The sequence below is a fragment of the Commensalibacter sp. Nvir genome (assembly GCF_963921845.1).
Taxonomy (GTDB): Bacteria; Pseudomonadota; Alphaproteobacteria; order Acetobacterales; family Acetobacteraceae; genus Commensalibacter.
The window spans coordinates 1-24823 of the sequence record NZ_CAWUGZ010000038.1; the positions used below are offsets into that span (position 1 = coordinate 1).

Genomic DNA, 24823 nt, shown 5'->3' on the forward strand with positions numbered 1-24823 from the left:
GCTAACGATTTTACAATTCAACTTTCACTAATTAAAGGCTTAGATGTATATCATTCTAAAATAACAGAACAGGCAACTAAAGCTTTTGTAGAAAACTTCACATCAGTAAAACAAATTGATTTTATGATTAACAATCAAAAAATATTTGTATCATTAGAAGGATTATCTAACCTATTTAATAATTTTGTTGAATTAGTAGAAGAAAAACAAATTTCGCTTCCTCCACCATTTAAAACATATGAAAGTAATCTTCTTAACGATCAAGCAATTAAGCATCTTAGCAAACCAACTCAGACAAAGATTTCTAATACATCGCTACAAAACGCTCTTATCGCTCTCAGTAAAATTGACTGTCAAAAAGCAGCTGAAAGTTTAATAAACATAGTTTCATCTTGTTATAAGAATATGAATAATACAAACGATAGTATTGATACTTGTGTAGCTGAAGATAACTTTGCTTCTGTTTGGCTTTACTTTTCTAAGCATTCGTTAAGTCAGAAACAATTATCAACCAACAGCAACTTTTTTTCTGAAAAACAAAGATTTATTCGAATCGAACAATATATGGATAGTAGATTTGATGATTCTGAAAAAAATACAAATTATTTTATGCCTTTTCATACCTTTGATTTCATGAAATATCTGAATCAGAAATGTCGACCCATTTAACCAATCGCTTTCCCTATGTTTTCTCCTTTATTACCATTTGTATGAACATGATTTTTTAAGGAAACATTATTATGAAAAGCAGATACATTATTTTATATAGTGCTTTACTATTTCTATCTGGTTGTAAAGATTGGGATTATGACCATACTTTTTTAGTGCAAGGTGCTCAAGATGAAAGTGAGAATACCTCAAATTCTTCTTGGAAAAATCAAGGATTTACCTTAGATGAATATCATATTTATAAACAAGCAGGAATGAGTCCATACAGAAACGATTCAAACAGTGCTTTGCCTTGGAAAGAAGCCAATATACCAGCAGAAAAAGCAGTAGAATATTATCAAAAATGGAAAACCAACGGTGTATCAAGTGAAGAAGCTGTTTATTTCATTAGTCACGCAGATGCAACTCCTACCCAATTTAAACAAGCAATGGCAGCTATCGACGCACATTATGATATTATTAATAAAACAGCTGAAGAAGAAGAAAATGGAGGTATCAATAGAAAAGTTGTAATCAAAATTATAAAAAAAATACAAAACGGAACCCCAGCCAATAAAGCTGTCCTAGACTATATCCAAGAAGAAAATAAAAAAGCAGTAAATGAAGAAAGAGCACAATGGCCTACTGATATTCTTCAATCATGCGGCGATATTCCCAGAAGTATATATACTTATACAATTAGTAACGATTCCCAAAATCCATACAGTGTTAATGGGAAATGCTATACTATAGATACACCTTATCAAGCTGTTAAATGGATGTCAGATCATCAAGTAATTATTATTCCTATGCCACAAGTTAGCGCAACAAACTTTATTTATATATACAGCGATTCACCCTTTCAAAATGATAAAGTAGCTATCGTTAAAGGAGTTACCCCTCAAACGTTTACAAACGTATTTGGAGGTGATAACGTTATCGCATCTTTTGAAGTTATTGGGTATAAATAATATTTAAATAGGTTTTCCTGTATTTTCTCCTTTATTACCATTGCTGTGCACATGATTTTTTAAAGAAATCCCATCGGCGATAACGTCCCCTTTAACGTTTAGTTCGCCCTCAATAGTCACAGTAGGGGCTTTGATATTAATTTCATTTTGTGCAATTTTAATATAGGTGGAAGGATCGTTTAATAACAAAGACGCAATATACATTCCGTCCGAAATGGAATAGGTTCTCCAACTTGCAGGCGGTGCTTTTTTTTTGTTTTTTATGACACTAGAAATATCCCTAGAAGCAAATACTACAACCCCAATATCCCCTACTTGTGGATCACAAATAATTCCATGACCACCCCCTTGCAAACGGACGTAAGGAATGTTTAACAAAGGGGCGTAATCCTCAGCATTTCCTTGATTGTCAAGCAATTGAACCATGGAAAGGGCATGAACAACCCGCTTGCTCGCATTAACCTTTGTAACTTTTACCACCATAGCCGTATTAATTTGATTAAGCTGGTTCTCAATCAACGCATGTAAAATATTGGTATGATGATTAAAATTTTGCTTGGTGCAACTCATAGTGCTGTGGACTTTCTTACCGCTTGCTTTGAAACCTCAATTTCCGTTTCCCATTCGCCCTCTGGTATAAGACAAGATAACTTATGCTTTAAGGTTACCATGTTTTCCCATACGCCATTGGCAGGTTGAATTTGTGAATCTCTTATTTCGACAGCCTGTCCATATACAATACTTGGAATGAATACATTGCGTACGATAATGCCGTTACTGGAATATTTAGGATAGCCAATCATACCATGGTAAGGACTGCATCGTATAGGCGTATCCAATGTTAAGCTCGCTCCTTTTGGGTAAATATATAACGTTTGTAATCCGCGAAAAGCATATTGAAAATTGCCTGCTTTCGCACATTGATTAAGTTGCGTTATAATGTCACCGTAAAAATTAGGATTATTAAAAACGATGTTAACGTTCATATTCTGAACTCTTAAAATCGGCGACCTGTCGTTTATCACAATTGCTCTAACGGCCTCTTCTGCAGAAACTTCCCCTTTAAAGGAGACAGAGGGCGCGACGCTACCGCTATACTCCCCCATGGTTGTTAACTGAATATAGGTTATTCTTTCCGGTGTAGCGTTATAATCATCATACGCCACTACAATGCTCCCTTGAAATATTTTTGAATATATTCCCTGACCATTGCTAGTTTCTGCGCGTTTCCCATAAATAATGATTTGACTGGCTTTTTGAGCGGCCACCACGGTGTATAGTCCCATAGTAGATATTTGATTGGCTAAATCTACAGGCAGGTTATAGATTTCCACATTGGCTAACGGCAACATGGTGGCCCCATACATTTCAATAGAAACAGACGCTTGCAAGCCTTCTATTTCTACAGAATTTTCCTTATTGTTAGATAAAATCACCTGTTTATTATTGGCGTTTACCCCTCCTATAAACTTGAATTTTAACCCTCTTTCTTCAAAATAAGTTTTTGCGTATCGCGTTCCTGTAACAATGGTTTCACTCATAAAAATTCTTTTTCCTCATCTTTGTCGATGTAGAAAAGTAAAAACCGGCTCCCAAAATAGGGATAATTCGGATTATCAAAACCGTATTGATCAACAAATACCAAATCCCCGGGAAAGCGTTTGTAGGCCAGACGTATGAGACGAACCCGATCTAAACAAAGAATTCCCGTAATTAAAGGCGAAGTAGACCGATACACATCTAAAAAAACTCCTGTAACTCCAGTATCTCGTAGTTTAAAAAAGTAATTACCATTTTCTAAATCCAGCGAAAATTTCTGATTATCCACAGGAGCAATAGTTATAAGTTTCATTGTTATACTTGCTGTTTCTTTGCAATTTGTTTTTGTAAACCAGACGCTTTTTGGGTTTGAGCGTCTCCTATATTTTGAGAGCTTCCATGATAAGCCGTAGCATTTTCTAAAGGATCACTACGTTTTACCGTGTTTCTTACTTCCTTAACTTGAATTAAAATATTAAAAAGTTGGGCCGATTGAGGGGTTCTGTTGATCGTAACCCCAGTTACATTTACGGTTTTGGCTATAACCCCTACTTCTCCAAAGTATAGATAAAAAAGCAGCTTCGATTTTTTAGCTTTCAACGCAGCGTCCAACATATATTTGCGCTGCTTTTCAGTTCCTGTAACCAGGTAATTCACGTTAAATTCAGAAGGGGTATTAACTTTGTTCACTGAAACAAACCCCCCATTTTCAATGGGCGCATTTGTCACCTCTGAATTAAAATTTGCCGTAGCACTCCCTACGCCAACCTCAACCAGATTTTTTCTAGCCGAGTTTTTATTTCCTAATACAACCTTACCTGTTAAAGGATTAATATCTTTACCATTTATTTTAAATGGATTATTCAACGGGTTGTTTAGAAAATTAACATGGTTATCGTATTCAATTAGGCCTTCGTAAAAGGGGTTTCCATCTTTTGTATATAAACCATATTTATCTTTCTGATTGACGTAATCTTCAATCAGCTTCCACCCGGCCGATTGAAAAAAAGAAATGCCAAGCGTTCCTACATTTATCACTGAATTAAATCCCGCCCCTTATCGCGCCCATTTGATTCATTTTAGGAAAATCCAATGCTGCTTTTTTACGATTTAATTCGTTTAAATTCTGTTTAACCACTTTGCCTATGAGGTGAGGGTCACTATTGGCAACATTTATAGTCACATTGTTGGTTTGATCTCCTTCTGTATACCGGTTTTGATTCATAATTTGATTGGTTCTATATTGGGTGTACATCTGTTGAAAAGGAATAGCGTTTGCCATTGCCTGTTTCCTTTGATAAATCTTGACGTTTTTTGCTACATTTTCTACGTATCCTTTTGTCTCTTGGGGCAAATAATGAACCCAATTGTTACCGTGCATACTGATTATTTTATCAATTCTACCTGGTCCTCCATTATAAGCAGCCCGCGCTTTATCCATGTTGCCATGATATTTCTTTTTCAAATCACTCATGTATCGAGCAGCCCCTTGAGCAGAGGAATAAAAATCGTGGGCATTTACCCCATACTCCTTTGCGGTAGCAGCCATAAATCCAAAGTCTCCTTGCGCAGATGCTTTGGATAACATATGTCGTCCGCGACTTGATTCTTGCAGCCACTGAGCATCCAACGACCCGCGGGGTAGGTCATATTGATCCTCCAAGGTTTCAAGATATTTTTGCTTTTCCTTCATGCTCGCACCCACACCCATGTTCCATTGAACATCTTTTTTATTTCTACGGTATATTTCAGGGCTATACGTTACGGTCTCTGCGTGCGCTGAAGGAAGAAACCAATTTAAAGGGTTCCACATTGATGGAGCTTGTGCTGCTTTTGCTTTTTGTATGATTTTATCAGCACTCACGTTTAAATCGTTTACGTATAAAATATAATTACCGTTTTTATCTACAAGGACGAGCCTATCTTCTAGGGGACTAAATTGAAGCGAGCCTCCGGTTGCTTGTTCGATTTCTCTAACTTTTCCCGCATTTACCTTTAACGCACGCTCTGCCTTGGCTTTGGCTTGTGCTTGGTATTTTTTAAATGTTTTTATCTTTGCCTCTTTTTGCTCTGGGGTTTCGTTAGTGTCACCCCCTAAAGCCAAAGCGATTGCAGGCGGTCCTAATACTCGCAATCCGACTGTTTCTAAAAACGTTGAAAAAAGTTTAGGGCCCCCTAAAAAAAAGGCTAAAGTTTTAAATATGCCTCGAAAAGCCGTTGAAATTGTAAGAAGCGCAGCAGCAGTTGCAACCAGTTCACCTTGTTTTGATAAAAAGCCGTCAAGGGTTTTCATAAATTCAACAGCAACTGGAGTGATATTGGCAATAGCTTTAGCCATATTCATAGAGAACGTGTTTTTTAAATCCTGATAGGCAGCGTCTGCTTTTTTTAATTTTGGAAACTGGGCAACCATTTCTAGAGACTTTTTATATTCAGGAGATTTTTTTTGAAAAACTTTATCCGAAATATCTCCCTTCAAAAACAGGGTAGCAATATTCCTATCGCCATTACCATTGGAGCCTAAAGCGTTTGTAACAATGTCTGTTTTTATTTCATCGGTATATAAATGCGATTGATCCTTGCCTAACTTTTCTGCAGCATTCTTCAACATTAAAAGCCGCTGCTCTGGCGTAATAAGGTTACCTTTTGAGTCTCGAACCGCTGTTAAGTAAGGATCGAAAGTAGATAAAACGCTATAGGCATGTCCCTGTTTACTTATCCAAAATTTAGGATCCGGCCATTGTAAATCTCTTCCTGTTTTTGCAACAGAACTTAAGGTCTGCCACACTTCTGTATCTTCAATGCCTTTTTGATTTAAAATATTTTTCCACAACATCCCCTGTACAGGATTAATATTATTGGATTTCAAGAACATTTCAAGCCGATTTGTTTGATGCGCAAAATCAAACATTGCAGCAATGCCCATACCCCCCATTACAACACGAGCAACGGCTGTTCCAATATCCTTAACGGCCAATTTTAATTCTTTGGTCTGTTCAATCTGTTTTCGCCCTTGATCCAGGCGCAAACGTTCGTATTCCAACTGCCTGGTTTTGTAATCTTCCTGTGTTCTTTCAAAAGAAATCTTTTCTTCTTTACTGAAATGCGTATGGCCCTCGGCTTTTAAATCAGATTTAAAAGAAGAATGCCCTCGTAAAATCTCTCCGAAACCATCCCCCATTTCCTGGGTAACTTTTTGAAACAGTTGCTGAAACTCTAATAGACCGTATGTCCAATTGTTCATTAAGTTTTCAAAATATTTATCCAGATTATATAAATCTGTTTTTACGTTATCCGTATCTAGAGTAAATTCTACATGGGGACCGTTAGCATCAATTTCCGGCATGGTGTGATAATCTTTCCGCTTCGCTTTGTAAAACGTTATCGTTGTAAATATTGACGGTCAGTAGTTCCAAAAGGGCATATAAATCCTGCGCTCCAAAAAATGTCTGCAAGTCCTTAAAGGTGGCTAAATTCGCGGTAACAAGCTGCCCTATGGTTTGAGGAATATTCGGATAATGACTGAAAATATTTTTTCTTATTCCTGTTTGTGCGCCTGTTGTGCTGCTTTTAAAAACGGGAGGGTTGCTTTGATAAAAAAATCAGTATGTAATTTAAAAACCTCGCGCTTTAAAATATATAACGTGGATGTTTCTTCGATATACTGATTGATATTATTTTTAATAGGATCCGTAAGATCGCTTTGCCCTGGGTTTAAATATATGGAACAACAATTTAATAAAGGATCACCAACCTGTATTAAATCATCATAAGGTAACGTAAAAAAAGAGTTGGCAAAATACAAGGCTAACGCCTCTAACGGTTTATCAAACACCGTTTGCCCATTTTCTAGAGTTTTGGTTAATTCTGAAAGCTGTTCCTTTTCTTCAATCTCTGAAAAATTATTTACTCCACTGACATAGGAGTAAATCAAAGGAAAAAGGGATTGATAATGTTCAACACTTACATTTCTCAATATCGCATTAATTGCCCGAGATGCCCAAGCTTCAGTATCAAGGGCGGACATTTCGGTAATTTTAAACAGCTTGCCCTGATCGCGACCTTTTTCTTCTATCTTAATATCCACGTTTCTGCGGGCCATGTTTATGCTCCTATGGTTTCATCGACGGATTCAAAGCGAAATTTACATGGCACGGGCTGGAGAATACGTCCATGTGTGGGAATGGCTTGCCATTCCAGCCAATAGCCATTGTTCAAATTAAACGTCTTGCCTTGCGAGGGAATAATCATCGTGCCGCTAAACTTCATGGTTTCGCGTTGCACCTGCATGACTTTGGCCAAGGCTTGCAAGGTTGCTAGTGAATCAGAAGCAGCAAGGAAGGTGATGGTCAGCTCAACTATATTTGCTGAGGCCAAATAGCCGCCGTATAAAATCCCCTCCATAGACGTAGCGGTTTCCACCATGGTTTGATTGCCAAAGGTAAAAGGGTTTTCTGAGGTCATCCCTTCTAAGCTAAGGGGGACACCCACCAATGGAGAAACCAAGCTTGTAACGGTGGAACCTAATCCCACCGCGTCGGCTGCGGTTGAATTGACCCAAGGGTTAGAGGCAATAAGGGTTAATTTGGTGTTAACCGCGGTAATGGTTTTGTTTGCGGACATGTTACTGGATCTCTATGCTGTTCATGGTGATGGTTTGGACGGATTGCCCATCGGTATACCAAAAGTTAATGGGAGGAGAGCCACGCTTCACTCGTGTTTGCGGTGTGACTTGGTCCATGTCCACCTTGAGGTAATACCCCGTCGTGGTAATATTGCTAATCTGCGACTGATTTAATCCCGCTTGTTTTAAGGTCTGCGTTTGCATATCGGATAGACTAATCCCTGTGCGAATGGCACCAAACTTCATAAATTGCTCAATAGCGGGTTTAATCGCCGTGGTGATAATCCCTTTTCCATCGGTGTTGTAGGGAATTTGTCCCTTAGCCAACAGGGTGCGCACGAAATACAATTGAAACTGACGACGCATCCAGATCTGACAGAACCAACTGTCCAGCCATAAATACTGGCCTGAAATGCGACCTTCATACATAAAAGTAAAATCATTCGTGGCCGATGCCCATGTGCCATAAAAATTATAGCCATTTGTTTTTAGAGCCAGCGCTTGGTCTTTGCTGTCAACATTGGCTGTTAGAAGGGAACTTCGGCGAAAGGCTGCGGTAAAGCGACCATCGCTACTATCCAAATCCCAAGCGGCGGGATAGCCTGCAATAAAGGCACAGAGTTCCAAATGGTTATACACAGACACCACACTTTCATACCCTGCCGCACTTACCTTTTCTGCAAAAGAGGTGCCACTCTGAGGCGTAGTTGCGGCGTTAGAGCTGTCGGATAAAATAACGCATACATCGTCGCGCATCCCGTTTGCCCATTTTGCAAACTCCATTTTTTTATCTTCTTCAAGTTCCCAGCTTAAAAAAACAGAGCAAAAGGCGAGGTTTTTTTGACGCAACGCATTTAATAGACTTTCCGGGGTTGGATTGCTCACCGCAGGCGATTGAATAGCACTTTCACTTTGCGTTAACCGTAAATCGGTGGCCAATACTCCGCTTGCAAAACTGACAGACGATCCACTCCCCGTAGTTGGCGACGTAATAACCATTGAAGACGTGCTGGCAGAAAAGACAACGTTCAAGGACGCGGCAGTGGAAAGAAGTGTTGCCGCATCGCTCATACTTTTGGCACCACTTAGATCAATTGCTTGTATATTGATTTGCTTGCCATCGACGGTGATTTGCAAATCACCTGAAAAAGTTTGCAACTGATCCAACGTTACGGCAGCCAGCGATCCCCCTATGAGACTAGCCGCACTATCTGTTTCATAATAGGGCGCCATATACAATTGCGTGGCAACCCGATCCGAATTGGTAAACCCAGCAAAATAGACCTTGGCCAAATCGTATTCAGTGGAATCAAAGCCGAAAATCGTTCCAACCTGATCGGCACTGGTAAAACTACTGGTTTGGTTAGCGGGTAAAATTCCCTTATTGGTCAACATTAGACCAAAAAGGGTGTTCCCATTATTCCCAACGTCTATAACACCGGGATTAATGGTTATAATTGTACTTAAAGGAATGGACATTCTTTCTTTTTCCTTAGCTTCAACGAGATATAAAAAAACCACTCTTTACGAGTGGGGGGTGCTTGACATAAGACTACAATGCGACTACACTTTAGGAAGAGATGAAAGGAAGGTACCATGCATTTACAAGAAACCTATGTCAGGGCTAGAATTGATCAGGATATTAAAGAGCAAGCTGAAAAAACTTTAAAAAGTATGGGGATAACAACATCGGATTATATTCGAATAGCCCTCATTCGTCTTATTGACGAACAAGCCATTCCGTTTCAGATTAAAACCCCTAATGCTACAACAGTTAAAGCCATTAAAGAGGCTCGAGAACGTATTCGCACAGGTCATTCCAGCTTAAAAAGCAAAGCAGGCATTTTAAATGATTTACGAGCCCTCAGAAACACCAACGATTAATTTTACGACTTCAAGACAGTTTGCCAAAGATTACAAACGCTTAGAACGATCAGGCCGATACGATCTGGATAAAATTGAACAAATTTTAAACCATATTTTGGACTATCTCTTAAATGAAACCACGATGGATCCACACTATCGCGATCATGCGTTAATAGGAGAATGGAAAGGGTGTCGGGAATGTCATTTATTAAATGATTTATTACTTATCTATGAGATCGATGTCGAACAACACTCCTTAGCTTTTATTCGGCTAGGTACTCATGCTCAATTATTTGAATGAACATTATCCAGAAGTAATCATCGTAAGCTCAAGCTCGATAGCACTTTCTTGCTGGAGCGCGACCTCTGGGTGATATTCTAAATACACATCTCGACTGTATCGATCTGAATATTGCTCTTCCCCTGTAATTAAGGTCATCATGCGATCGTTATCCGTGTAAAGAGGATAGAGGGGAGCGTTAAATGACCTGAATAGATCATAGGTGCTGTCGTCGTTCCATAAGGTGGAAAACTGCGTTGACAGATCACACGCTTTGCAAGCCTCAGTTCCCCAAAAATCAACACGCATCATAACTTCGTAGCATTCACGCATGATTTTTTTTACAGGATCATACCGACTTTCAATGGTGGAAAGGCACTTTTTCCCGATCATCTGAAGCAAAACAAAAGGATTTTTAGGCAAAGCCACCCGATTGCTTTGTCCCCTTATCACTTCTATTTCGGGAAAACGGTTTTTAAAAAAGCGAACCATTGCTTCATAAATACCCATTTCACTGGTTGAAGTGGGATATACCCGCTCGGAAAGAGGCGTAAACGTCGCCTTTACTATCCCTCCTTTATTCTCTCGGGTCATCATCGAGGATCCTATCGGTTGTATCCATTACCGTATCCAACTGGGCTACAACGAGAACCTTACACCATCCCGATTGCTCCCAACTCTCAATCCGCTTAACCACCTTCCATACCCTGCCGTAAAACTCTAGCAAATCGCCACCCAAGCCTCGTTTGGCATCTTGCCCATATAACTGACCGGCAGCAAAAACAACCTTGCGTTCCCCTTGGATATTAACAAACTCCTCCTGCTTTAGATCGTATCCATCTGCCGACTGCACTTGTAATTCGATTTCTTGTGCAGGATAATAATCGGGCGTTTGTTTGGCGTCGGGTCCAATCTTATAGCCTTTTGATCTTAACACCAGTCCGATAACATTCGGGTTAACCTGGTTGATTATTCCTCTGACCATATGATGAAGCTGCATTATTTTTTTTCAACCTGATACGTAATTGAATTGAACATTAACCCCGTATCAATCAAAGGCTTGTTTGTAGCTTCTCCTGAAGGGCTTTTGCGCACTCTTGCTGCGAGCGTTGAAGCGGCCAAAGGAGGCTCCCATACCTCGTTAATTTCCATTTTTACTTGCCCGACGATCGTATTGGCCAGCGCTTCAACCGCCTCGTCTACTTTAAAATTGGATTGCTTGAGGATCCATGCAAATTGAGCCGGCCAATGCTCCGCATGTTTAAAAAGGGTTGGTGCCATAAAAGGACGTGCGGGAATGCGTGAGTTACCATATTCGTTCCACTCTGCCACTTGCGCCACGGATTGGCCATTGGGATAGGTTGAGCCATCGGCTACTCCAACCTTAATCGCATAGCTGTTTTTTAATTGAGGGCATTGACGCAAGATAGCCTCGCTCAATTTTATCCCACTCAGTTTAATGCCCATTTAATGCCCATTTGGACTAAGAAAAATGGTTCCCTGCGCAATAAACGCTTTATAACGCTCATGCCCAGCCATTTTTTCCCATATAGATTTTTTAAGTTTTGTGTAGCCTATTTTTATACCCCTCGGTTCCAACATCGCATCATAACCTCGCAAGATGAACGCACGTTCCCCAGGTAACTGGATACGAATACCCCCTGGATATTTACACCCAATGACCACCTCACCCATTTCTACAGATAAGCTCGGATCGCATGGTGTAGGTTCTGATGAAACTCCTCTTGAAGTTCCATTTCCTCGTTTTCGGTCCAATTCTGCAACGTCTGCAGAACCTCTTGATAGGTTACTTTGATCGGTGGTAATGAGCTCTTTGGATTCAGATAAGGATTTACCTGCGTTGGTTTGGGTTTCGTCTTCATGATTGGAGGATCCTTTCATTTTGCACATGGAACATATACTCTTTTCGGTTAAGGAGAAATTCTTAATCTGGGATCCGGAATGGGACGAATGTAAAACGCACTGCGGTATTTTTTAGTAAGTGCCCAAAAATCGACGCCATACCCTGTTTGGGCTAACCACGGATCGACCTTTGACAATCCGCTGGTGTCACTCGAAATGGATATGGATCCTTCGCTGACGTTATTAATCATCCCACTTAGCTGCGTTCCCTGACGCCTTTTTAGGCTTAAAGCGGCGTAATGCGCCACCAGAAGGTAAAAAAGCGTTTTTCTTTCTTTCGGACAACACACCACGCTATTGCGAGTAGGATTAAAAAAAGACGCAGCCAAAGTGGCGTAGTTGTTGGCCTGCTCTAGCGTAACGGTTTGTTTAAACTCTGGATAAAGCGATATCCATTCTGAATACACAAAATCACACTCGGTTTCTGTCGACATCACAACCCTTTCTTAAGCTTCTCCTGCCTTTACAGCTTTCACCTCTTTAGGCAGCTTATCGGGATCAATTCTCTCCAAACCATGCTTAACCCTAGCCTTCTCTTTGGCTTCATCCACCGCGTCTTGTTTTTTTTCGGATGCGAAGATCAAGCCTTTTTTTACAGGAGCAAACTCCCGATGGTCCTTGATCCAGGCTTCCCAAAATTCCCTTGGCACTTTGGTTAACCCAACTATATGTGAGGGGGGCATAAAAAAAGGCGCTACGGAGCGCCCACTTTGCTGAATCCCCTTGAGTAAAATTCGCTTTTTATTTACTTCAATGTAAAGTCCGTGCAACAATTTGCAGCTCACAATAACGTCATCGGACATGGTTAGACCCCCAACATTTGAGCAACCAACACGGGACGTAAAAGAATGGTTCCCCACGATCCCTGAGTAAATTTTTCTTTGTAGGAAGACGCTTCCCTTACTACGCCATGGCTGCGTAATTTTTCAGAAAACGCACAGGTAAAGGTATTGATGCCCTGATACTGCTCTACAAACAGTTGCACCAATTCTCCTCCGGAAGTGGACAGTTGGGGAGCACTTATTTGCACCAGGTTAGGAAAATTCTTTTTTAGTAAATCTAACACCCCAATCCCATATTGGTTTGTTTTTAAAAAATGGGCCTGAACGTTGTTGGATACTACGAGTTTTAAAGGACTATCCATATCCACCGCATTATCTAAATTAATTACTCCTTGCGTCTGCGCTTGAAGGGTTTGGTATAGCTTTTGAATATCTTCGTAAATTTCCATAGCCGTGGCTTTTGCCCACGTTGTTCCCCCTGCGACTTTCGTGTCCGGCTGAATAGCGGGTAGCAGATTTGGATCATTCAGCGCGCCGTAATTTTGAATATTCGCCACACCAAAGAAGTAGCTCTGATTTTGCCAGTGATTTAACGTCAAGGCGGCGGCTACCTGCTTGCGAGCCGGTATATTAATATTAGCCAACTGCGCGCGCCCAATTTCGCGATCCCCCCATTGCGCAAACGTTTGCACTAAAAATTGCTGACGTTGAGGAAAGTTAGTATTTACTTTAGCGATCCCTTCGTTTTGATAGTCGCCATACGGCCCCACGTCCCCTCCGGCTTCCACAACGGTAAACATTATCGTATCGTGTAACCAATCGCCTTTTCTGCCTTCTCCGTAAATCTGAGCCGCTTTTAAAGGGGCAATCAATATTTCAATCAATTGCGGCTCAATATAGGTTGTAAAAAGGGAGGGAATAGCGCTATTGGATCCAGTAATAGCCGTAGAAGCACTGTCTCCTACACGGGCACTCGTATATTCCTTGGCATGAGGCAAATAAATACCAAACTGGGTTTCCAGGAGTGCTTTGTCCTGCGCCCAAGATTTTATCTCAATCGCCATGTTTTTAAGCTCCTTTGGTTGAAGTATCAATAAAGTTAAATACGCTTATGGCCGCCATACCATCGTCCCCTTTGGCCTGTTCATAGCGATAAGATGTTTGAACCGAGTCAACGTCACTTTTGTCCACAATTTCGCCTGTTTTCGTCGACGCGTATACGCTATCCCCATATTCGGGAGTAGCCGCGTCTGGAACATTTACAATAAATCCTGCACTTTGATACACCGTTAACATGGTGCCAGCAGGCAACAAACGGGAACATAAATCTCTACCGTAATTGGTGCCTATGATTTCACGCCCTACAAAGCCAATGGGGCTACCTGTCCCGGTGTTATTATACGTTCGCGTGGTTTTATCAAACCACACAAAAGACCCCGTTAACACGCCTTGTGCACCGGCCATGGCAACGTCACCTCCCCCTATTGCCCTGGTATCCACTACGGTCGTACGAGGGTTAGTGCTAGAAAAATCACCGTGCCAGCCTCGTGCAGGGTTTAAATTTATTTTTTGTTGAAAATCAGTCATTTTTAAATACTCCTTAATCGGGTTGCGTTAAAACGTTGTAAATCCTTTGCACTACACGCCACCGAATCATTGGCTTTGGTCGTGTTTTGCGCTTGGTGTTGAATTTCTCGTTTGGCCATAAGCTGCAACGTCTCATAGGGGGTGTTGGGAGGGATTTTCACTCCCATAACCTGTTCTAATGCACTGGAAAGGATATACTCGCCGCTATCGCCTACACTTGCCCATTCTCCCACTAAGGGTTTAACGAGCTCCCTCGCTTCGCTGGTTTTACGCATATCTTCCATAACACGGCTTTTAATGGTTTTCTCTATGGCTGCGGCATCAAAAACCTGTGCTTGCTGTGAAGGCATTGAAGGGTTTATGTTGGGTTTCCTATCATTCGCCCCAGCTTTATTTTTATCCTTGTCTTGCTCAGGATCCTCGTCTTTTGTGGACGCTTCATCTTGCTTCTTTTTTTTATTTTCTTCCTCCTCTTCATCCTCTGTCGCTGTTTTCTTATCCTTCTCTTCTTCGTCCTTGGCTTCTAACGTATCTACGGGATCGTCATCGTCTTTAGCTCGGCATTCTTCATCCATCGCTTTGTTAACCGTTTCCTCAATTTTCTTAATCTCTTCGTCGTTGGCTATGGAGTAACCCATCAAAAGGCTAGAAACCACTTGTGGAAACATTGATTTTCGTGTTTTGGTTGCTTTGCCAATCACATCCGCGATATCCTTGGCGTTGCTATCGTTGGCGCGCCCACGATTAATTAGAACAACCAAATCCGTAAAGACTCGCTTGCCTATTGTATTAAGTCTTGGCATTTTTTTTCCTTTAAAAGTTGGTTTAAATTTTTCATCGGCAACCCTGACATCAGAACCCGCTCTGCCCTCCTGCACCAAGGCAATATGATCCACATGAATGCGCGTCATAACGCCATCGTAAGGTTCGCCGTTCACGTTACCCGGGGTCATCTGCGGGACAAACGCATACGAAGCGGAAAGCTCTTTTTGACGATTGTCTTTGATGGCTTGGATATAATCCCCATCCCAGATCGTGATGGAACATTGCACATAGGGGGGATTAAACTGCGGATCGGATCCTGTCGTGCCAATCACTTTGGAATTATCCAAATGGTCGGCATCGGCCGCTTTATGAACGTATAAAATCGGACGTTCTTTAAAGGAGGGTAAAGCTTGATTTAGCTCGTCAGGAGAACGATAAAACCTATATTTTTTGTCAGGTTTTAATCCATATTTTTGGTAGTTACTGATTTCAGCGCCATAATATTCGCAAATATTGGCTTTGGTCAGATTGGTATGCTCAACGCGCAAATGCCCGTTCCAGTCTTCGAAACGCATGGATTGCGCATCAAACACCAGTACCCTGTTTTTTAATTTCATTTAATTTTTCTATACTGCTCTACAAAAAAATGGTTTTGCTTTGAACGGATGCGCATCCGAAACAAGCGCTGCGGATCTTCTTTGTGCTTCAATAGGAATCACAGCCACCGAAAAACAGTGGCAGTTAATCTTTTGGCCGGGCATGATCCATTCTTCATCAATGAAACATCCTTTACGGACGTCAAATATTGTACCATCGGCCATTACATGCGAATGCCTAGGTTTTTTAACCCCAGCCCGATGAATCCATTTTACCCACACTATCCCCGCGTCTTTATTAACCTGATTGGATACCGCGTTAATCACCTTATTTTGTTGATCCACCGCCATGTTAAACGCTCTTCGCTGGGTTACCCCATGCCGTTCGGTCAAAGCCGTATGGATCTGCTGCATATCCCATCCTTTAGCGGTAGCCTTAGAAAACTCTTTTTTTACATCTTCAAGGTATTTTTTCGGGATTGTTTTAATCAAATCCACATTCTGGGAAATCGCTTCATCCAACCGCTCTCTCGTTTTAACTGACGGCTGCCAATCAATTCTTAAACTGTTGCGTTTTTTAAATTGCTCATACGTCTTAAATACGTAATCACTATTTTGTTCCGCAAAATTTTTTGTTGCTTCCGTTATCTTTTCAGGATGAGCATATTTTTCTATTAGGTCCCGTAAAACAACCAGAATATTGCTAAACAATCCATCCTGAACACACCCTCTATGGATCTGCTGATAGATAGGCAACACTTCTTTTTCAATATCATGTTGAATCGCTGTGATAAAGCGCTCCAACACCTGACCATAAGCCAATAAGAGCGAGAGATTTCCTCGCACCTTTGGTCCTTCAAGGTATTTCTTTCTGCGACCCATTATGCATAATCGCTCATCTCTTTAAGAGACGTTTCTCGACCCTCGCGTTCCAACACATCATCGTTTAAGGCCACGCCGTCCATACTCGATAAACCCAGATTTTTATAAATCTCTTTGGCTTCTCTTGTGGAAAGCGCGCCAGATTGCGTCATAATATCAATAGATTGCACGATTTTTAAATCAACATCCGCTTGTTGAAGATCATCGAGCTGCCATAACGGATTGAAACTAAATCTAATATTTTTGTCGATTTCTCCAAACGTAGAAAGCTGAATGACATTCAAAACCGTTTGCAATACAGGACGCAAATCGCTTTCCTGCATAGCCGAGATACGATCGTAAAAGGCTCGCATTTCCCCATCTGAGGAGGCATTTAAACCCGAAGGGGTTATTCCTAACAGTTTTACCAATGGAATGCCTGATACCGACGCTAAATGCTCTTGAGCCTGCGCTTGCAACCTGTCCAACCCACCCAAAGGTGCACACACATTGATTAAATCTTCGCTCTCTTTGTCAATAACTTGCAAACTTCGGTTGTCGCGATAAGCAGCCATCAACTCCGCTCTTTTGGTCAGCTCTTCACACCCTGGACTTAACAATTGCGTAAGATCCGTTTTTAACACCATAGCGGAAAAAGACTTAATCAAATCAGAGACCGATTGGCGTGTGCGTAGCCAATTGTCTATATAAGGCTTACAAGAAAAAGCAAAAGGAACGCCACCAAAATTATAAGCGGGTTTTAACAGGTCGGGTACCGGTTGGGTGACCAACGTTAACAAACGCGATTGATGAATTTGTTGTCCCAATACCCACCAGAGGGAAGGTTTATAGAAATCATCGCTTAAGGGATCTTGGGCATTATACGCCACCGGCGTCACCCAATTGGGATTGATCAATCGAAACCCTTTGAGCTCTCCTTTTTTAATTTTTTTGGAACTCAGGTACAACGGGGCCGATTTTTCTTCCGGATCGTTTTGTGCCGTTTCCAAATCAATATAGAGATGGGAGAGACCAAAATACGCGTCTGTTTCTAAATGTTTTCGAAGAAGATTTAGAACATCAAGACGATTAAACTCAGCTTGGAGCACATCTAATTTTTCGTTGTTTACTCCCTTATCTTTTTTCACGAACTCAAATGTGATCCCTGCCCGAGTCATTTCTTGCGCACGCGTGGTGACAATTAAACGATACTCGTTGCGTAAGGACAATTGCGATAGATAGGGATACCCTGGAAAGCCAATCCCTTCTTCAAACAGCGTCGTCAGAGGATCAGACGTCAGGTTAAAGTTTCCGAACCTGCCACTTCCTACAAAACTGTCGTTTACCGTTGCATTTTCTGCTCCTTTGCCTTTTACCCCTTCAGGCGCTTCATACGCTCTGAATAAGTCTCTTTTCCCTAAGGTTTCGCTCGAAGGCAATCCTTCTCTGGAAAGAGCCTTTGTATATAGGTTTTCGGAGACAGCCTTACGGTTCTCCTTTTTCTTTGCCATTATATTCTCACTATTTCCATCAAGGACGGCATTTTCGGCAACCCTTTTTTAATGCCGATTTTCTCAAATGCCCCCGATGAAGCATCGACCTGATCGTCATGGGAACCATTAGGAAAATCGGCTAATTCTTCAATATAGGTTCGGTTCCAAGGTGCTCTTACTAACGCTACATTGCCCATATTTACCTGAGAGGCAAAAGGATCGGCACGGGTGACCTTATCGCCACTTTCGCGCATTGCATCGACTTTATAACCCGATAGGATCCTCGCATAATACTGTGCTTGTGCAACGCCGGCCTGTCCAGGATCCAAAGGAACGGTAATCGGAACGGAACGACCATCTTGACTGGCAATAGCCAGCACCGTCTTTTCCACCTCATCCGGTTTTCCCCGTAGACGCACAACATCCAAGACCGTATACCCTCCATCCACATTGCGTTGCATTTTTACTCCAACCGTCCAGTCTGGATCGGACTTGCCACTTTTCTTTTCTGTGGCGGCAAAATCCCATCGTCTCACCACTTGTGCTGCTTTTGGAGCAGCCTCAACAATCGAGAGCGTGTTGATTTTAAAAATAGACCCACTTGAGAGCGTGGGTGTGCCTTGATACAACGCTGTAAAATCCCGCTCACCCACCGACATTTGAATAGCTTTTAAAGCCGCAAGGTCGTATTGTTGCGGCCACAGCGCATCCCCTGGATCGCGCCCCAATACATCCTTTTCCGTGGCTATAGCAGGTAAATGCAAAACATCCCATGCTTCGCCGGTACCGTTGTGCATTTCCGTAATTAACCGCCCCGCCAGATCATCCACGTGCCAACGAGTTAAAAAACCAGAATAATAGCCCCACCTGGCATGAGCCGTGTTCTTAGAACCGATTTATACCAATCCCACGTGCTTTCCCGTATCACTTCGCTTTCCGCATCTTGCCGGTCTTTTACGGGGTCATCAATAATAGCAAGGTCAGCACCATAACCCGTAATGGATCCTCCTGCGCCTGCAGCAAGGAAAACACCGCCCTGGGTTGTCCTCCAGAGATTTTTTGCCTGGCTATCCCTCGAAAGCTGTACTCCTTTAAACACATTGGTAAATTTTTTTTCGAGCAAGATATTTCTTATATCCCGCCCAAAGCGGTCGGAAAGCTTTGCGGAATACGACGAAAGAATAATCTGTTTTTTAGGATTACGCCCGATATACCACGCTGGAAAACGCGTGGGGACGAGCTCGCTTTTCCCATGACGTGGCGGCATAAAGACCATCAAGCGTGTAAGTTCCCTCCGTTCAATCGCTTCAAGCTTGTCACATAATAGACGCTGATGAGCTCCGACTTGATAATCGGATTTTGTATAAAGAGTAAAATCCATTAAATGTTCGCGCGCATTCTTCCGAGCAAGCCGCTCTTTTTGCGCAGCTTGGATAGCCCGCTGTTTTAAACTCATTAAACTATTAATTCGACAAAGGGTTTATCTCAACGATCAGCATCTCCAATAAACACATCCAGCTCTTCATCGGTCATTTCTTCAACATGTTTTATATGGTGTACACTGGCATCTACTTTCACATCGCTTAACCTCGCGTGCATGTAAGGTGCAGCCCCTTTAGCGGCTTCAATGGCCAACTTGTATTTTTTTTGGTGAAGACATTCATTCATTACAATAGTCATCACCTCTAACGGTGTTTTAAACGCTTCACTTTTGAAACTATCGGCGACATGTTCAAGTTTAATTTTACTTGAAGATCCTTTTTTTCTCCCAGCTCCTGATCGTCTTCCTCCTCGTTGGTTCATAACACTGCATTTTGATTGTTTGATTAATTTTGATTTTTTTGATTAATTTTCAAAACAGCTCTCACCGACTGACAGCTTTGGCATAATCCTGCAGATACAAAATCTGCTGCCTTTGCTTTACAATCATTTTGAGGAGGGTGAGATAATCTTGCTCACCTGTGCGGTTAAGTCCGCAGGGGGCTGCATCGCCCACGCCGCGGGAGCCTGGGGTTTTGGACAACTTTGAGGATATGACGGCGTTGTGGACGAGCAACCGCTGCTGATGATCAGCCAGCTGAGCGCTAAGACGATTAAGATGAGTTCGCGCATCGAAAAGAGCCTTCGTATGATTGGTATCAAGTTCTTGTAATTGATTACGTTGTTTTATCATCTGTTGAAATTGCTGGGTAAGGCTATTGTAATTGTTCTGGGCAACGTGCAATTCGTTTGTCAATAGCCTGTTATGAGCGTATTGCCAGCTCCCCCACGCGAAAAGAGCCCCTATGAAAACAACAAGGCCTGCATATAAACAGAGCTTTATTTGAGTACACATATAAATAACATAACTAGGTAAAGGCTAAAGCAAAAAACAAGACATGCGGCACTGATAAAAATCAATACGTTGATTATTTTTTCAAGCATAAGGCTTTCTCCTGAGCGCGCCTTTTAATCAGGCCTTCCATGGGTTTTTTACCCACATAGATCCAACGATTGAATTCCTCACACGCGACTAAAGGTTGTGCAGAGTTAAGTTTTTTGTAGAGCGTGGAATTGCGAATGCGTAAGCAACCCACGTTAAAGGTAATCGAGGTCACAGCAGAGAACTCATTGGTGCTGAGGTTCTTGCCATTACCATAGCGATTGACACACCATTCAGCGTCTCGAACGTTTCTATTCCAATCGTTGGCAATTTGAGTGTCGGTCTTATGTTCGCCAACCCGCACGTTAGTGGTGTTGCCCACACCATCCGTTAACAACCCCGCCGGACAATGATACGAATCACGTCTACACCCTTCGGCATCGCCTATCAGTTCCAAACCTGCCTGATTGGTCCGAATGCCACCAATATGCAGCACCAGGGGAATGAGTGTCATGATCGCACACGCCCCACCTGCAACCCCTAGCTTTCTCTTATACGCCATGGTCTAGCTCATAAAAAAACCACCCAAGAGGGTGGTTCACGTTTAACAATATACTATGAAAAGCTTCAAATTATGATGGATCGTCTTTAAGTTTAGCAATTAACAGCGCATCAATTTTTTCTTTAAGCTTATGCTCTTTACGCATGTAATAAATACTGATCATTGTAAAAACAATACCACTCACCATCGCAATTTTGGAGAGATCATCAGGTGAAAAGTGATCCCATGCCCCTACCAAAAACGTAAAAACTCCACCAAGCCAGGTGCTATGGGTCGTGTAATTCTTGTGCATTGCTTTTTACAGTTTTCTGATTTTTCGCATAAAAAAAAGTGCAAATTTCCGAGGAAATTGCACTTTATATGGAGAAAAAAGAATGGACATTATTCTTTTTCTCTGGTGGTTAACTCAGATAATGAAATTCGAACTTTCAGTATCTGGGAAAGGAATTAAGATTTCGATCCATATTCCTTTTAGCCACTAGGAGGGTTGGGGGGAAACCCCCAACTTCTCTGATTTTCATTATAAGAGGTTTTAAAATAAACTTCAAGATCAAAACAACTTTTGATTTTAGAGACCCTGTTTACAAGTTTATTAAGCAGACCAATGTTTAGTAAAATGAACGATTCTGTCGATTCGCTATAGTTCATATAAGTAATAATAACTCAATAAATAATATAAAATCATATTAAATGTTAATTATTCATTAATAATCACCAATGTTTATTAAGTATGAATACTACCGTATAATAGCAATTGGGAAACAAAATACCACCCATTATTTTAGGCAATCAATTATGTTCAAATTTGTAACGATTTGCTTTTCCATATTTTTGCTCAGTTTAGGTCCGTCCCAGGCTGCCTCGCAAAAATATGTCTATCGAGCCGATGATCAAGGTCCTGGCGTAACTTTTAACAGAGGCTTTCAAACTTGGGGAAACAATATTAACGTTGCATTACACATTCGTGGATATTCAACTTCTACCGGCTCTAGAAATTCAGCGTTTATATCTACCACCACCCAGTCCAGTTTTGCTTATACGTTCATGAGGCAAAGAATTCAACCTGGCCAAGTCTATTATGTGTATCAAATAAGAGCTGATGAGAACTTCTACTCTGCACTAAGAACAATGAATCATTTAGCACAGAGATGGAACACGAGGGTTGATCCTTTACTCATTAATACTTTATTAAGGGAGAATGAATACATAGCTTACAATGGCATTCCAGCTGATCACATTGAGTCGGTCACAACCTACCGATTAAATGCATCAACTGGTGAACTAGAGAATCTGGGAAGCTCTTCTAATTCACGCTATGTAAATGCTAATACAGGCACAAATGAAAATCCTTTTACGTTAAGCGACCAATACCCATACGTAATGAGACCGATCTTATTCGCCACAAATACTAACGATAGTGCTGAATTTGAGTCAAACGACGAAACTGGAGCTTGGTGCTTACCCTCGATTGTATCCCTGTTTCAAAGTAATCACACGTCTCCCCAGTAGTAACTCTTTGTAATCAGTTATTTTCACGATCAAAAACTTTAACCACTATCTTTTCTAGTTCACAAATAATTTAATTAGGAGTTTAACATGTTTAAAACAAAATATGCACTTGCATTAACAGGACTTTTACTATCTTTTGCTTCATTCAATACTGCAAGTTATGCAGCTTTTAATTGTACACCTGGTGATACTTTAGTTTCTAAGACACATGTTACAAGTGCAGGATATAGCCCCGAAACAAATAAATTTTATATTACAACAGAATATAAACCAGACTATACTTTTTACAATGGATTGGACGATGCTAATAAAAATGGTTATATCCAGCCTTTAGAAATAACTGCCTTTTTATCCCATATTCCGATTAATTTTTGTTACCATACAGATTCAGGTGGAATAACGTGGGTAGAAAAACTTCAATTAGTGCAAAATTGATTTTCATGGTAAATAATTATCAGATTTTGTAAATAAAGTTACTTTATCTCTCATATTTTTACATTTTTATTAGCTTTAAATAAAAAGCGCACCATTAATAGGTGCGTTTTTATTGGATTTAGTCTTCCCTTTATGGAAGTAATATACTAAACACAATTATTTTAGTATGACAAAATAGTAGCAAGTTTTTTAAAAATAGTCAAATACTTTTTTCTTCGAATACCTGTTCCAACAAAATGAAACTAGAGATGATCTGACCGAAAGCGTAATGATAAAGTATTTTTTGTTGCTGAGCTATTTTATTAATATTCATATTTCCGAATATGATTTTATTTAAAATATCTATATGGTATTTCCCTACCCCATTCCAAATCACAAACAGCTTCTCATACGCCTCATGCTGTGCTTGGGTGGGTTCCCAGCGATTGCGGGAGACGCTGAGTAAACTTATCTTGGCGTATAAGTCTTGGGTTGCCCCTAAGGCTTTTTCACAGAGAATGGCATAACGTTCGGCATAGTTGCGTTGTTCAATAGTGATCATCCCACGCCCATACATCTCGTCATAAGCGCATTTACGGCGTAATCGGTTGGTTTTATGGTGCGGATGGTCGGGATCAATCGCTTCCTCAAGTTCCAGCTCCCCTCGTTTCCAGCGTTGCTGTACCCCTGCTTGTCGGATCAGTAAGGGAGTGGATTGTTTTACTTTATTTTTTTTAGCCATGCCTGCTCTGCGAACGGTATTGATAATGTTGAGTGAATCGAAAGCGTCTCTAAAAAAAGCTCATACAGCGACAGGCACTATTCCTACCCTCTTTAATTGCTCGAGTTGACGTTGAGCGGAACGGAGGGCTTCTATTTTTTCTGTGAATATTTTCTTAATGGTTGGATCACCAAGGGCATTCATTTTCTTGGTAAGGTGTGCAATCAATTGATTGAAATCCATATTGACGCGATTATCCGGAACGTAATTTTCGACGGCCTGCTCTATTTCTCTAGTTAAATCATCGATAAACTTAAAACGATTTTTAAGCTTGGCCAGTTTATGTTGGTATTCCTGTTCCTCTTGGACTTTCAATCGCTGTTCTAAGGTTTCTTGGCGTTTTTGCGCTGCTTTTTCTGGATTGCGGTAGGCTTGGCCAACAACAGATTTAAGGAGCGTTATTTTTGCTTCCAACTCGGTTTTTGCAGCATTGAGAACATTTGCAATTTCATGCGCCGAAGGAAAAAATTTAGTTGCTGTCGCAAGTTTTTGTGCCGTGTCTTGATTGAAAATACATCCAGAATAAGTTGAAAAAAGGCTGTAAATGGCTTTTACCTTAAAGCGAAAATCATCTTTTCCCAAAGGATTAGCTACCAATCCGTTTACAAACGAAAAGAGGTCATGGATCTGTTGCATCGTAACAGGAACACGCGATAACGCCTCTAATGCGTTTAAACGTTGTTTAGCCTCGTTTTGCAAGTCTTGATTTAAACGAGGAGGAGGCAAGGCAATTACCAAATCGCTCATTCCCTCACGGACATAGCGGCTTGGTTTAGTTGCATCGTAGGACGCTATAACCCACTGAGGAAGCTCGAGCACACGTGCACGTTGGCTCGGTAAAGGGGTAAGTTCACTCATTGCACGCTCCCCCATCGCTGCTCTTGTTCTTCAATCATCCACGCGTATTTGCTGGACCGTTCTGGTTTGGATTGCGCTGGTTTTGAAAAATAATGAAAGGGTTGCGGGTTATTGCGTTGTTCAATTCTGTTTTTGAGAATGGCCGAAATGTAAGCCACCGGATTGTTGCCATGCAAGCCCGCTTGAATTGCCTCAGCCACCAGTGGAGCGTCTTGCCCCGATTGCTTAAACCATCTCCCTACGATTTTATGGCATTCCAATTCCGAGGAACGTATTCGCTCTTGAAGCACCTGAACGCTTTTAGTGAAAAGCTTAGTCGTTTCGTTAATCGGGACCACTTTGGGTAAATTTAACGGTTGGGGGGTTTGGGGGGAATCCTTCTTACTTTCTAGTTCTATATCT

General features: G+C 41.2%; 34 protein-coding genes. 6 read left to right on the forward strand and 28 right to left on the reverse strand.

Annotated elements, in window-relative coordinates; genetic code table 11:
- A partial coding sequence (locus AABE15_RS02905; RefSeq protein ID WP_338329783.1) for a hypothetical protein occupies positions 1 to 669 on the forward strand: 669 nt, incomplete at its 5' end.
- 71 nt (positions 670 to 740) lie between these two features.
- Positions 741 to 1619, forward strand: a complete 879-nt coding sequence (locus AABE15_RS02910; RefSeq protein WP_338329784.1) for a hypothetical protein — start codon at positions 741 to 743, stop codon at positions 1617 to 1619.
- A gap of 3 nt (positions 1620 to 1622) precedes the next feature.
- Here AABE15_RS02910 and AABE15_RS02915 read toward each other — a convergent pair whose 3' ends face one another.
- The 8 genes from AABE15_RS02915 to AABE15_RS02950 form a co-directional block, all read right to left on the reverse strand.
- Positions 1623 to 2189 carry a Gp138 family membrane-puncturing spike protein gene (locus AABE15_RS02915; RefSeq protein WP_338329785.1) on the reverse strand — a complete coding sequence of 189 codons (567 nt, stop codon included), beginning with the start codon at positions 2187 to 2189 and terminating at the stop codon, positions 1623 to 1625.
- Positions 2186 to 3160 (reverse strand): baseplate hub protein, encoded by a 975-nt coding sequence (locus AABE15_RS02920; protein WP_338329786.1) that lies wholly within the window; start codon positions 3158 to 3160, stop codon positions 2186 to 2188. The genes AABE15_RS02915 and AABE15_RS02920 overlap by 4 nt, the downstream gene beginning before the upstream one ends.
- A complete protein-coding gene (locus tag AABE15_RS02925; protein ID WP_338329787.1) occupies positions 3157 to 3471 on the reverse strand; it encodes a phage baseplate plug protein in 315 nt (104 codons plus the stop codon). Before AABE15_RS02925 ends, AABE15_RS02920 begins: the two co-directional genes overlap by 4 nt.
- 2 nt (positions 3472 to 3473) lie before the next feature.
- Positions 3474 to 4196, reverse strand: a complete 723-nt coding sequence (locus AABE15_RS02930; protein WP_338329788.1) for a phage baseplate protein — start codon at positions 4194 to 4196, stop codon at positions 3474 to 3476.
- A 4-nt stretch (positions 4197 to 4200) separates the two neighbouring features.
- Positions 4201 to 6504, reverse strand: a complete 2304-nt coding sequence (locus tag AABE15_RS02935) for a transglycosylase SLT domain-containing protein (protein ID WP_338329789.1) — start codon at positions 6502 to 6504, stop codon at positions 4201 to 4203.
- Between the two features lie 192 nt (positions 6505 to 6696).
- Complete coding sequence (locus AABE15_RS02940) at positions 6697 to 7260, reverse strand: hypothetical protein (protein WP_338329790.1); 564 nt, start codon at positions 7258 to 7260, stop codon at positions 6697 to 6699.
- Between the two features lie 2 nt (positions 7261 to 7262).
- Positions 7263 to 7781 carry a phage tail fiber protein gene (locus AABE15_RS02945; protein WP_338329791.1) on the reverse strand — a complete coding sequence of 173 codons (519 nt, stop codon included), beginning with the start codon at positions 7779 to 7781 and terminating at the stop codon, positions 7263 to 7265.
- 1 nt (position 7782) lies between these two features.
- Positions 7783 to 9261 (reverse strand): DUF3383 family protein, encoded by a 1479-nt coding sequence (locus AABE15_RS02950; RefSeq protein ID WP_338329792.1) that lies wholly within the window; start codon positions 9259 to 9261, stop codon positions 7783 to 7785.
- Between the two features lie 117 nt (positions 9262 to 9378).
- Here AABE15_RS02950 and AABE15_RS02955 point away from each other — a divergent pair, with 117 nt between their 5' ends.
- Together AABE15_RS02955 and AABE15_RS02960 are read left to right on the forward strand one after the other, a co-directional pair.
- The gene (locus AABE15_RS02955; protein ID WP_338329793.1) at positions 9379 to 9666 is read left to right on the forward strand and encodes a type II toxin-antitoxin system RelB/DinJ family antitoxin; all 288 of its coding nucleotides are present in this window, start codon (positions 9379 to 9381) and stop codon (positions 9664 to 9666) included.
- On the forward strand, positions 9632 to 9949 hold the full coding sequence (locus AABE15_RS02960) for a type II toxin-antitoxin system YafQ family toxin (protein WP_338329794.1): 318 nt from the start codon (positions 9632 to 9634) through the stop codon (positions 9947 to 9949). Before AABE15_RS02955 ends, AABE15_RS02960 begins: the two co-directional genes overlap by 35 nt.
- A 3-nt stretch (positions 9950 to 9952) precedes the next feature.
- Here the strand turns inward: AABE15_RS02960 and AABE15_RS02965 are convergent, their stop codons facing one another.
- The 17 genes from AABE15_RS02965 to AABE15_RS03045 all read right to left on the reverse strand — a co-directional run bounded on the left by AABE15_RS02965 (position 9953) and on the right by AABE15_RS03045 (position 21151).
- Positions 9953 to 10525, reverse strand: a complete 573-nt coding sequence (locus AABE15_RS02965) for an LIC_12616 family protein (protein ID WP_338329795.1) — start codon at positions 10523 to 10525, stop codon at positions 9953 to 9955.
- A complete protein-coding gene (locus tag AABE15_RS02970; protein ID WP_338329796.1) occupies positions 10506 to 10865 on the reverse strand; it encodes a phage collar protein in 360 nt (119 codons plus the stop codon). Before AABE15_RS02970 ends, AABE15_RS02965 begins: the two co-directional genes overlap by 20 nt.
- Positions 10866 to 10927: 62 nt before the next feature.
- A complete protein-coding gene (locus AABE15_RS02975) occupies positions 10928 to 11395 on the reverse strand; it encodes a hypothetical protein (RefSeq protein WP_338329797.1) in 468 nt (155 codons plus the stop codon).
- Positions 11396 to 11839 carry a hypothetical protein gene (locus tag AABE15_RS02980; protein ID WP_338329798.1) on the reverse strand — a complete coding sequence of 148 codons (444 nt, stop codon included), beginning with the start codon at positions 11837 to 11839 and terminating at the stop codon, positions 11396 to 11398. It lies immediately after the preceding gene.
- A 20-nt stretch (positions 11840 to 11859) separates the two neighbouring features.
- Positions 11860 to 12285, reverse strand: coding sequence for a DUF4054 domain-containing protein (locus AABE15_RS02985; protein WP_338329799.1), 426 nt, complete (start codon positions 12283 to 12285; stop codon positions 11860 to 11862).
- A gap of 12 nt (positions 12286 to 12297) precedes the next feature.
- The gene (locus AABE15_RS02990; protein WP_338329800.1) at positions 12298 to 12636 is read right to left on the reverse strand and encodes a hypothetical protein; all 339 of its coding nucleotides are present in this window, start codon (positions 12634 to 12636) and stop codon (positions 12298 to 12300) included.
- Positions 12637 to 12656: 20 nt separating this feature from the next.
- The gene (locus tag AABE15_RS02995) at positions 12657 to 13697 is read right to left on the reverse strand and encodes a major capsid family protein (RefSeq protein ID WP_338329801.1); all 1041 of its coding nucleotides are present in this window, start codon (positions 13695 to 13697) and stop codon (positions 12657 to 12659) included.
- 4 nt (positions 13698 to 13701) lie between these two features.
- The gene (locus AABE15_RS03000; RefSeq protein ID WP_338329802.1) at positions 13702 to 14220 is read right to left on the reverse strand and encodes a hypothetical protein; all 519 of its coding nucleotides are present in this window, start codon (positions 14218 to 14220) and stop codon (positions 13702 to 13704) included.
- A gap of 2 nt (positions 14221 to 14222) precedes the next feature.
- The gene (locus AABE15_RS03005) at positions 14223 to 15602 is read right to left on the reverse strand and encodes a DUF2213 domain-containing protein (protein WP_338329803.1); all 1380 of its coding nucleotides are present in this window, start codon (positions 15600 to 15602) and stop codon (positions 14223 to 14225) included.
- Positions 15603 to 15611: 9 nt separating this feature from the next.
- Positions 15612 to 16427 (reverse strand): phage minor head protein, encoded by an 816-nt coding sequence (locus tag AABE15_RS03010; RefSeq protein ID WP_338329804.1) that lies wholly within the window; start codon positions 16425 to 16427, stop codon positions 15612 to 15614.
- A gap of 35 nt (positions 16428 to 16462) precedes the next feature.
- A complete protein-coding gene (locus tag AABE15_RS03015) occupies positions 16463 to 17953 on the reverse strand; it encodes a DUF1073 domain-containing protein (RefSeq protein ID WP_338329805.1) in 1491 nt (496 codons plus the stop codon).
- Complete coding sequence (gene terL / locus AABE15_RS03020) at positions 17953 to 18732, reverse strand: phage terminase large subunit (protein ID WP_338329806.1); 780 nt, start codon at positions 18730 to 18732, stop codon at positions 17953 to 17955. The genes AABE15_RS03015 and terL overlap by 1 nt, the downstream gene beginning before the upstream one ends.
- Positions 18733 to 18776: 44 nt before the next feature.
- Positions 18777 to 19391 (reverse strand): terminase large subunit domain-containing protein, encoded by a 615-nt coding sequence (locus AABE15_RS03025; RefSeq protein WP_338329807.1) that lies wholly within the window; start codon positions 19389 to 19391, stop codon positions 18777 to 18779.
- Between the two features lie 29 nt (positions 19392 to 19420).
- A complete protein-coding gene (locus AABE15_RS03030) occupies positions 19421 to 19738 on the reverse strand; it encodes a hypothetical protein (protein WP_338329808.1) in 318 nt (105 codons plus the stop codon).
- A 61-nt stretch (positions 19739 to 19799) separates the two neighbouring features.
- Positions 19800 to 20270, reverse strand: coding sequence for a lysis system i-spanin subunit Rz (locus AABE15_RS03035; RefSeq protein WP_338329809.1), 471 nt, complete (start codon positions 20268 to 20270; stop codon positions 19800 to 19802).
- A gap of 73 nt (positions 20271 to 20343) precedes the next feature.
- Positions 20344 to 20859 carry a lysozyme gene (locus AABE15_RS03040; protein ID WP_338329810.1) on the reverse strand — a complete coding sequence of 172 codons (516 nt, stop codon included), beginning with the start codon at positions 20857 to 20859 and terminating at the stop codon, positions 20344 to 20346.
- 70 nt (positions 20860 to 20929) lie between these two features.
- Positions 20930 to 21151, reverse strand: a complete 222-nt coding sequence (locus AABE15_RS03045; RefSeq protein ID WP_338329668.1) for a hypothetical protein — start codon at positions 21149 to 21151, stop codon at positions 20930 to 20932.
- A 503-nt stretch (positions 21152 to 21654) separates the two neighbouring features.
- Here AABE15_RS03045 and AABE15_RS03050 point away from each other — a divergent pair.
- Both AABE15_RS03050 and AABE15_RS03055 read left to right on the forward strand, forming a co-directional pair.
- Positions 21655 to 22368, forward strand: a complete 714-nt coding sequence (locus AABE15_RS03050) for a hypothetical protein (protein WP_338329811.1) — start codon at positions 21655 to 21657, stop codon at positions 22366 to 22368.
- A gap of 87 nt (positions 22369 to 22455) precedes the next feature.
- On the forward strand, positions 22456 to 22803 hold the full coding sequence (locus tag AABE15_RS03055; protein WP_338329812.1) for a hypothetical protein: 348 nt from the start codon (positions 22456 to 22458) through the stop codon (positions 22801 to 22803).
- 199 nt (positions 22804 to 23002) lie between these two features.
- On the opposite strand, the gene AABE15_RS03060 is transcribed toward AABE15_RS03055, so the two are convergent.
- From AABE15_RS03060 to AABE15_RS03070, 3 genes are all read right to left on the reverse strand, one after another.
- Positions 23003 to 23524, reverse strand: coding sequence for a hypothetical protein (locus AABE15_RS03060; protein WP_338329813.1), 522 nt, complete (start codon positions 23522 to 23524; stop codon positions 23003 to 23005).
- Between the two features lie 60 nt (positions 23525 to 23584).
- Positions 23585 to 24421 carry a hypothetical protein gene (locus AABE15_RS03065; RefSeq protein ID WP_338329814.1) on the reverse strand — a complete coding sequence of 279 codons (837 nt, stop codon included), beginning with the start codon at positions 24419 to 24421 and terminating at the stop codon, positions 23585 to 23587.
- On the reverse strand, positions 24418 to 24823 hold a 406-nt coding region (locus AABE15_RS03070; RefSeq protein ID WP_338329815.1), incomplete at its 5' end, for a hypothetical protein. The genes AABE15_RS03070 and AABE15_RS03065, both read right to left, overlap by 4 nt.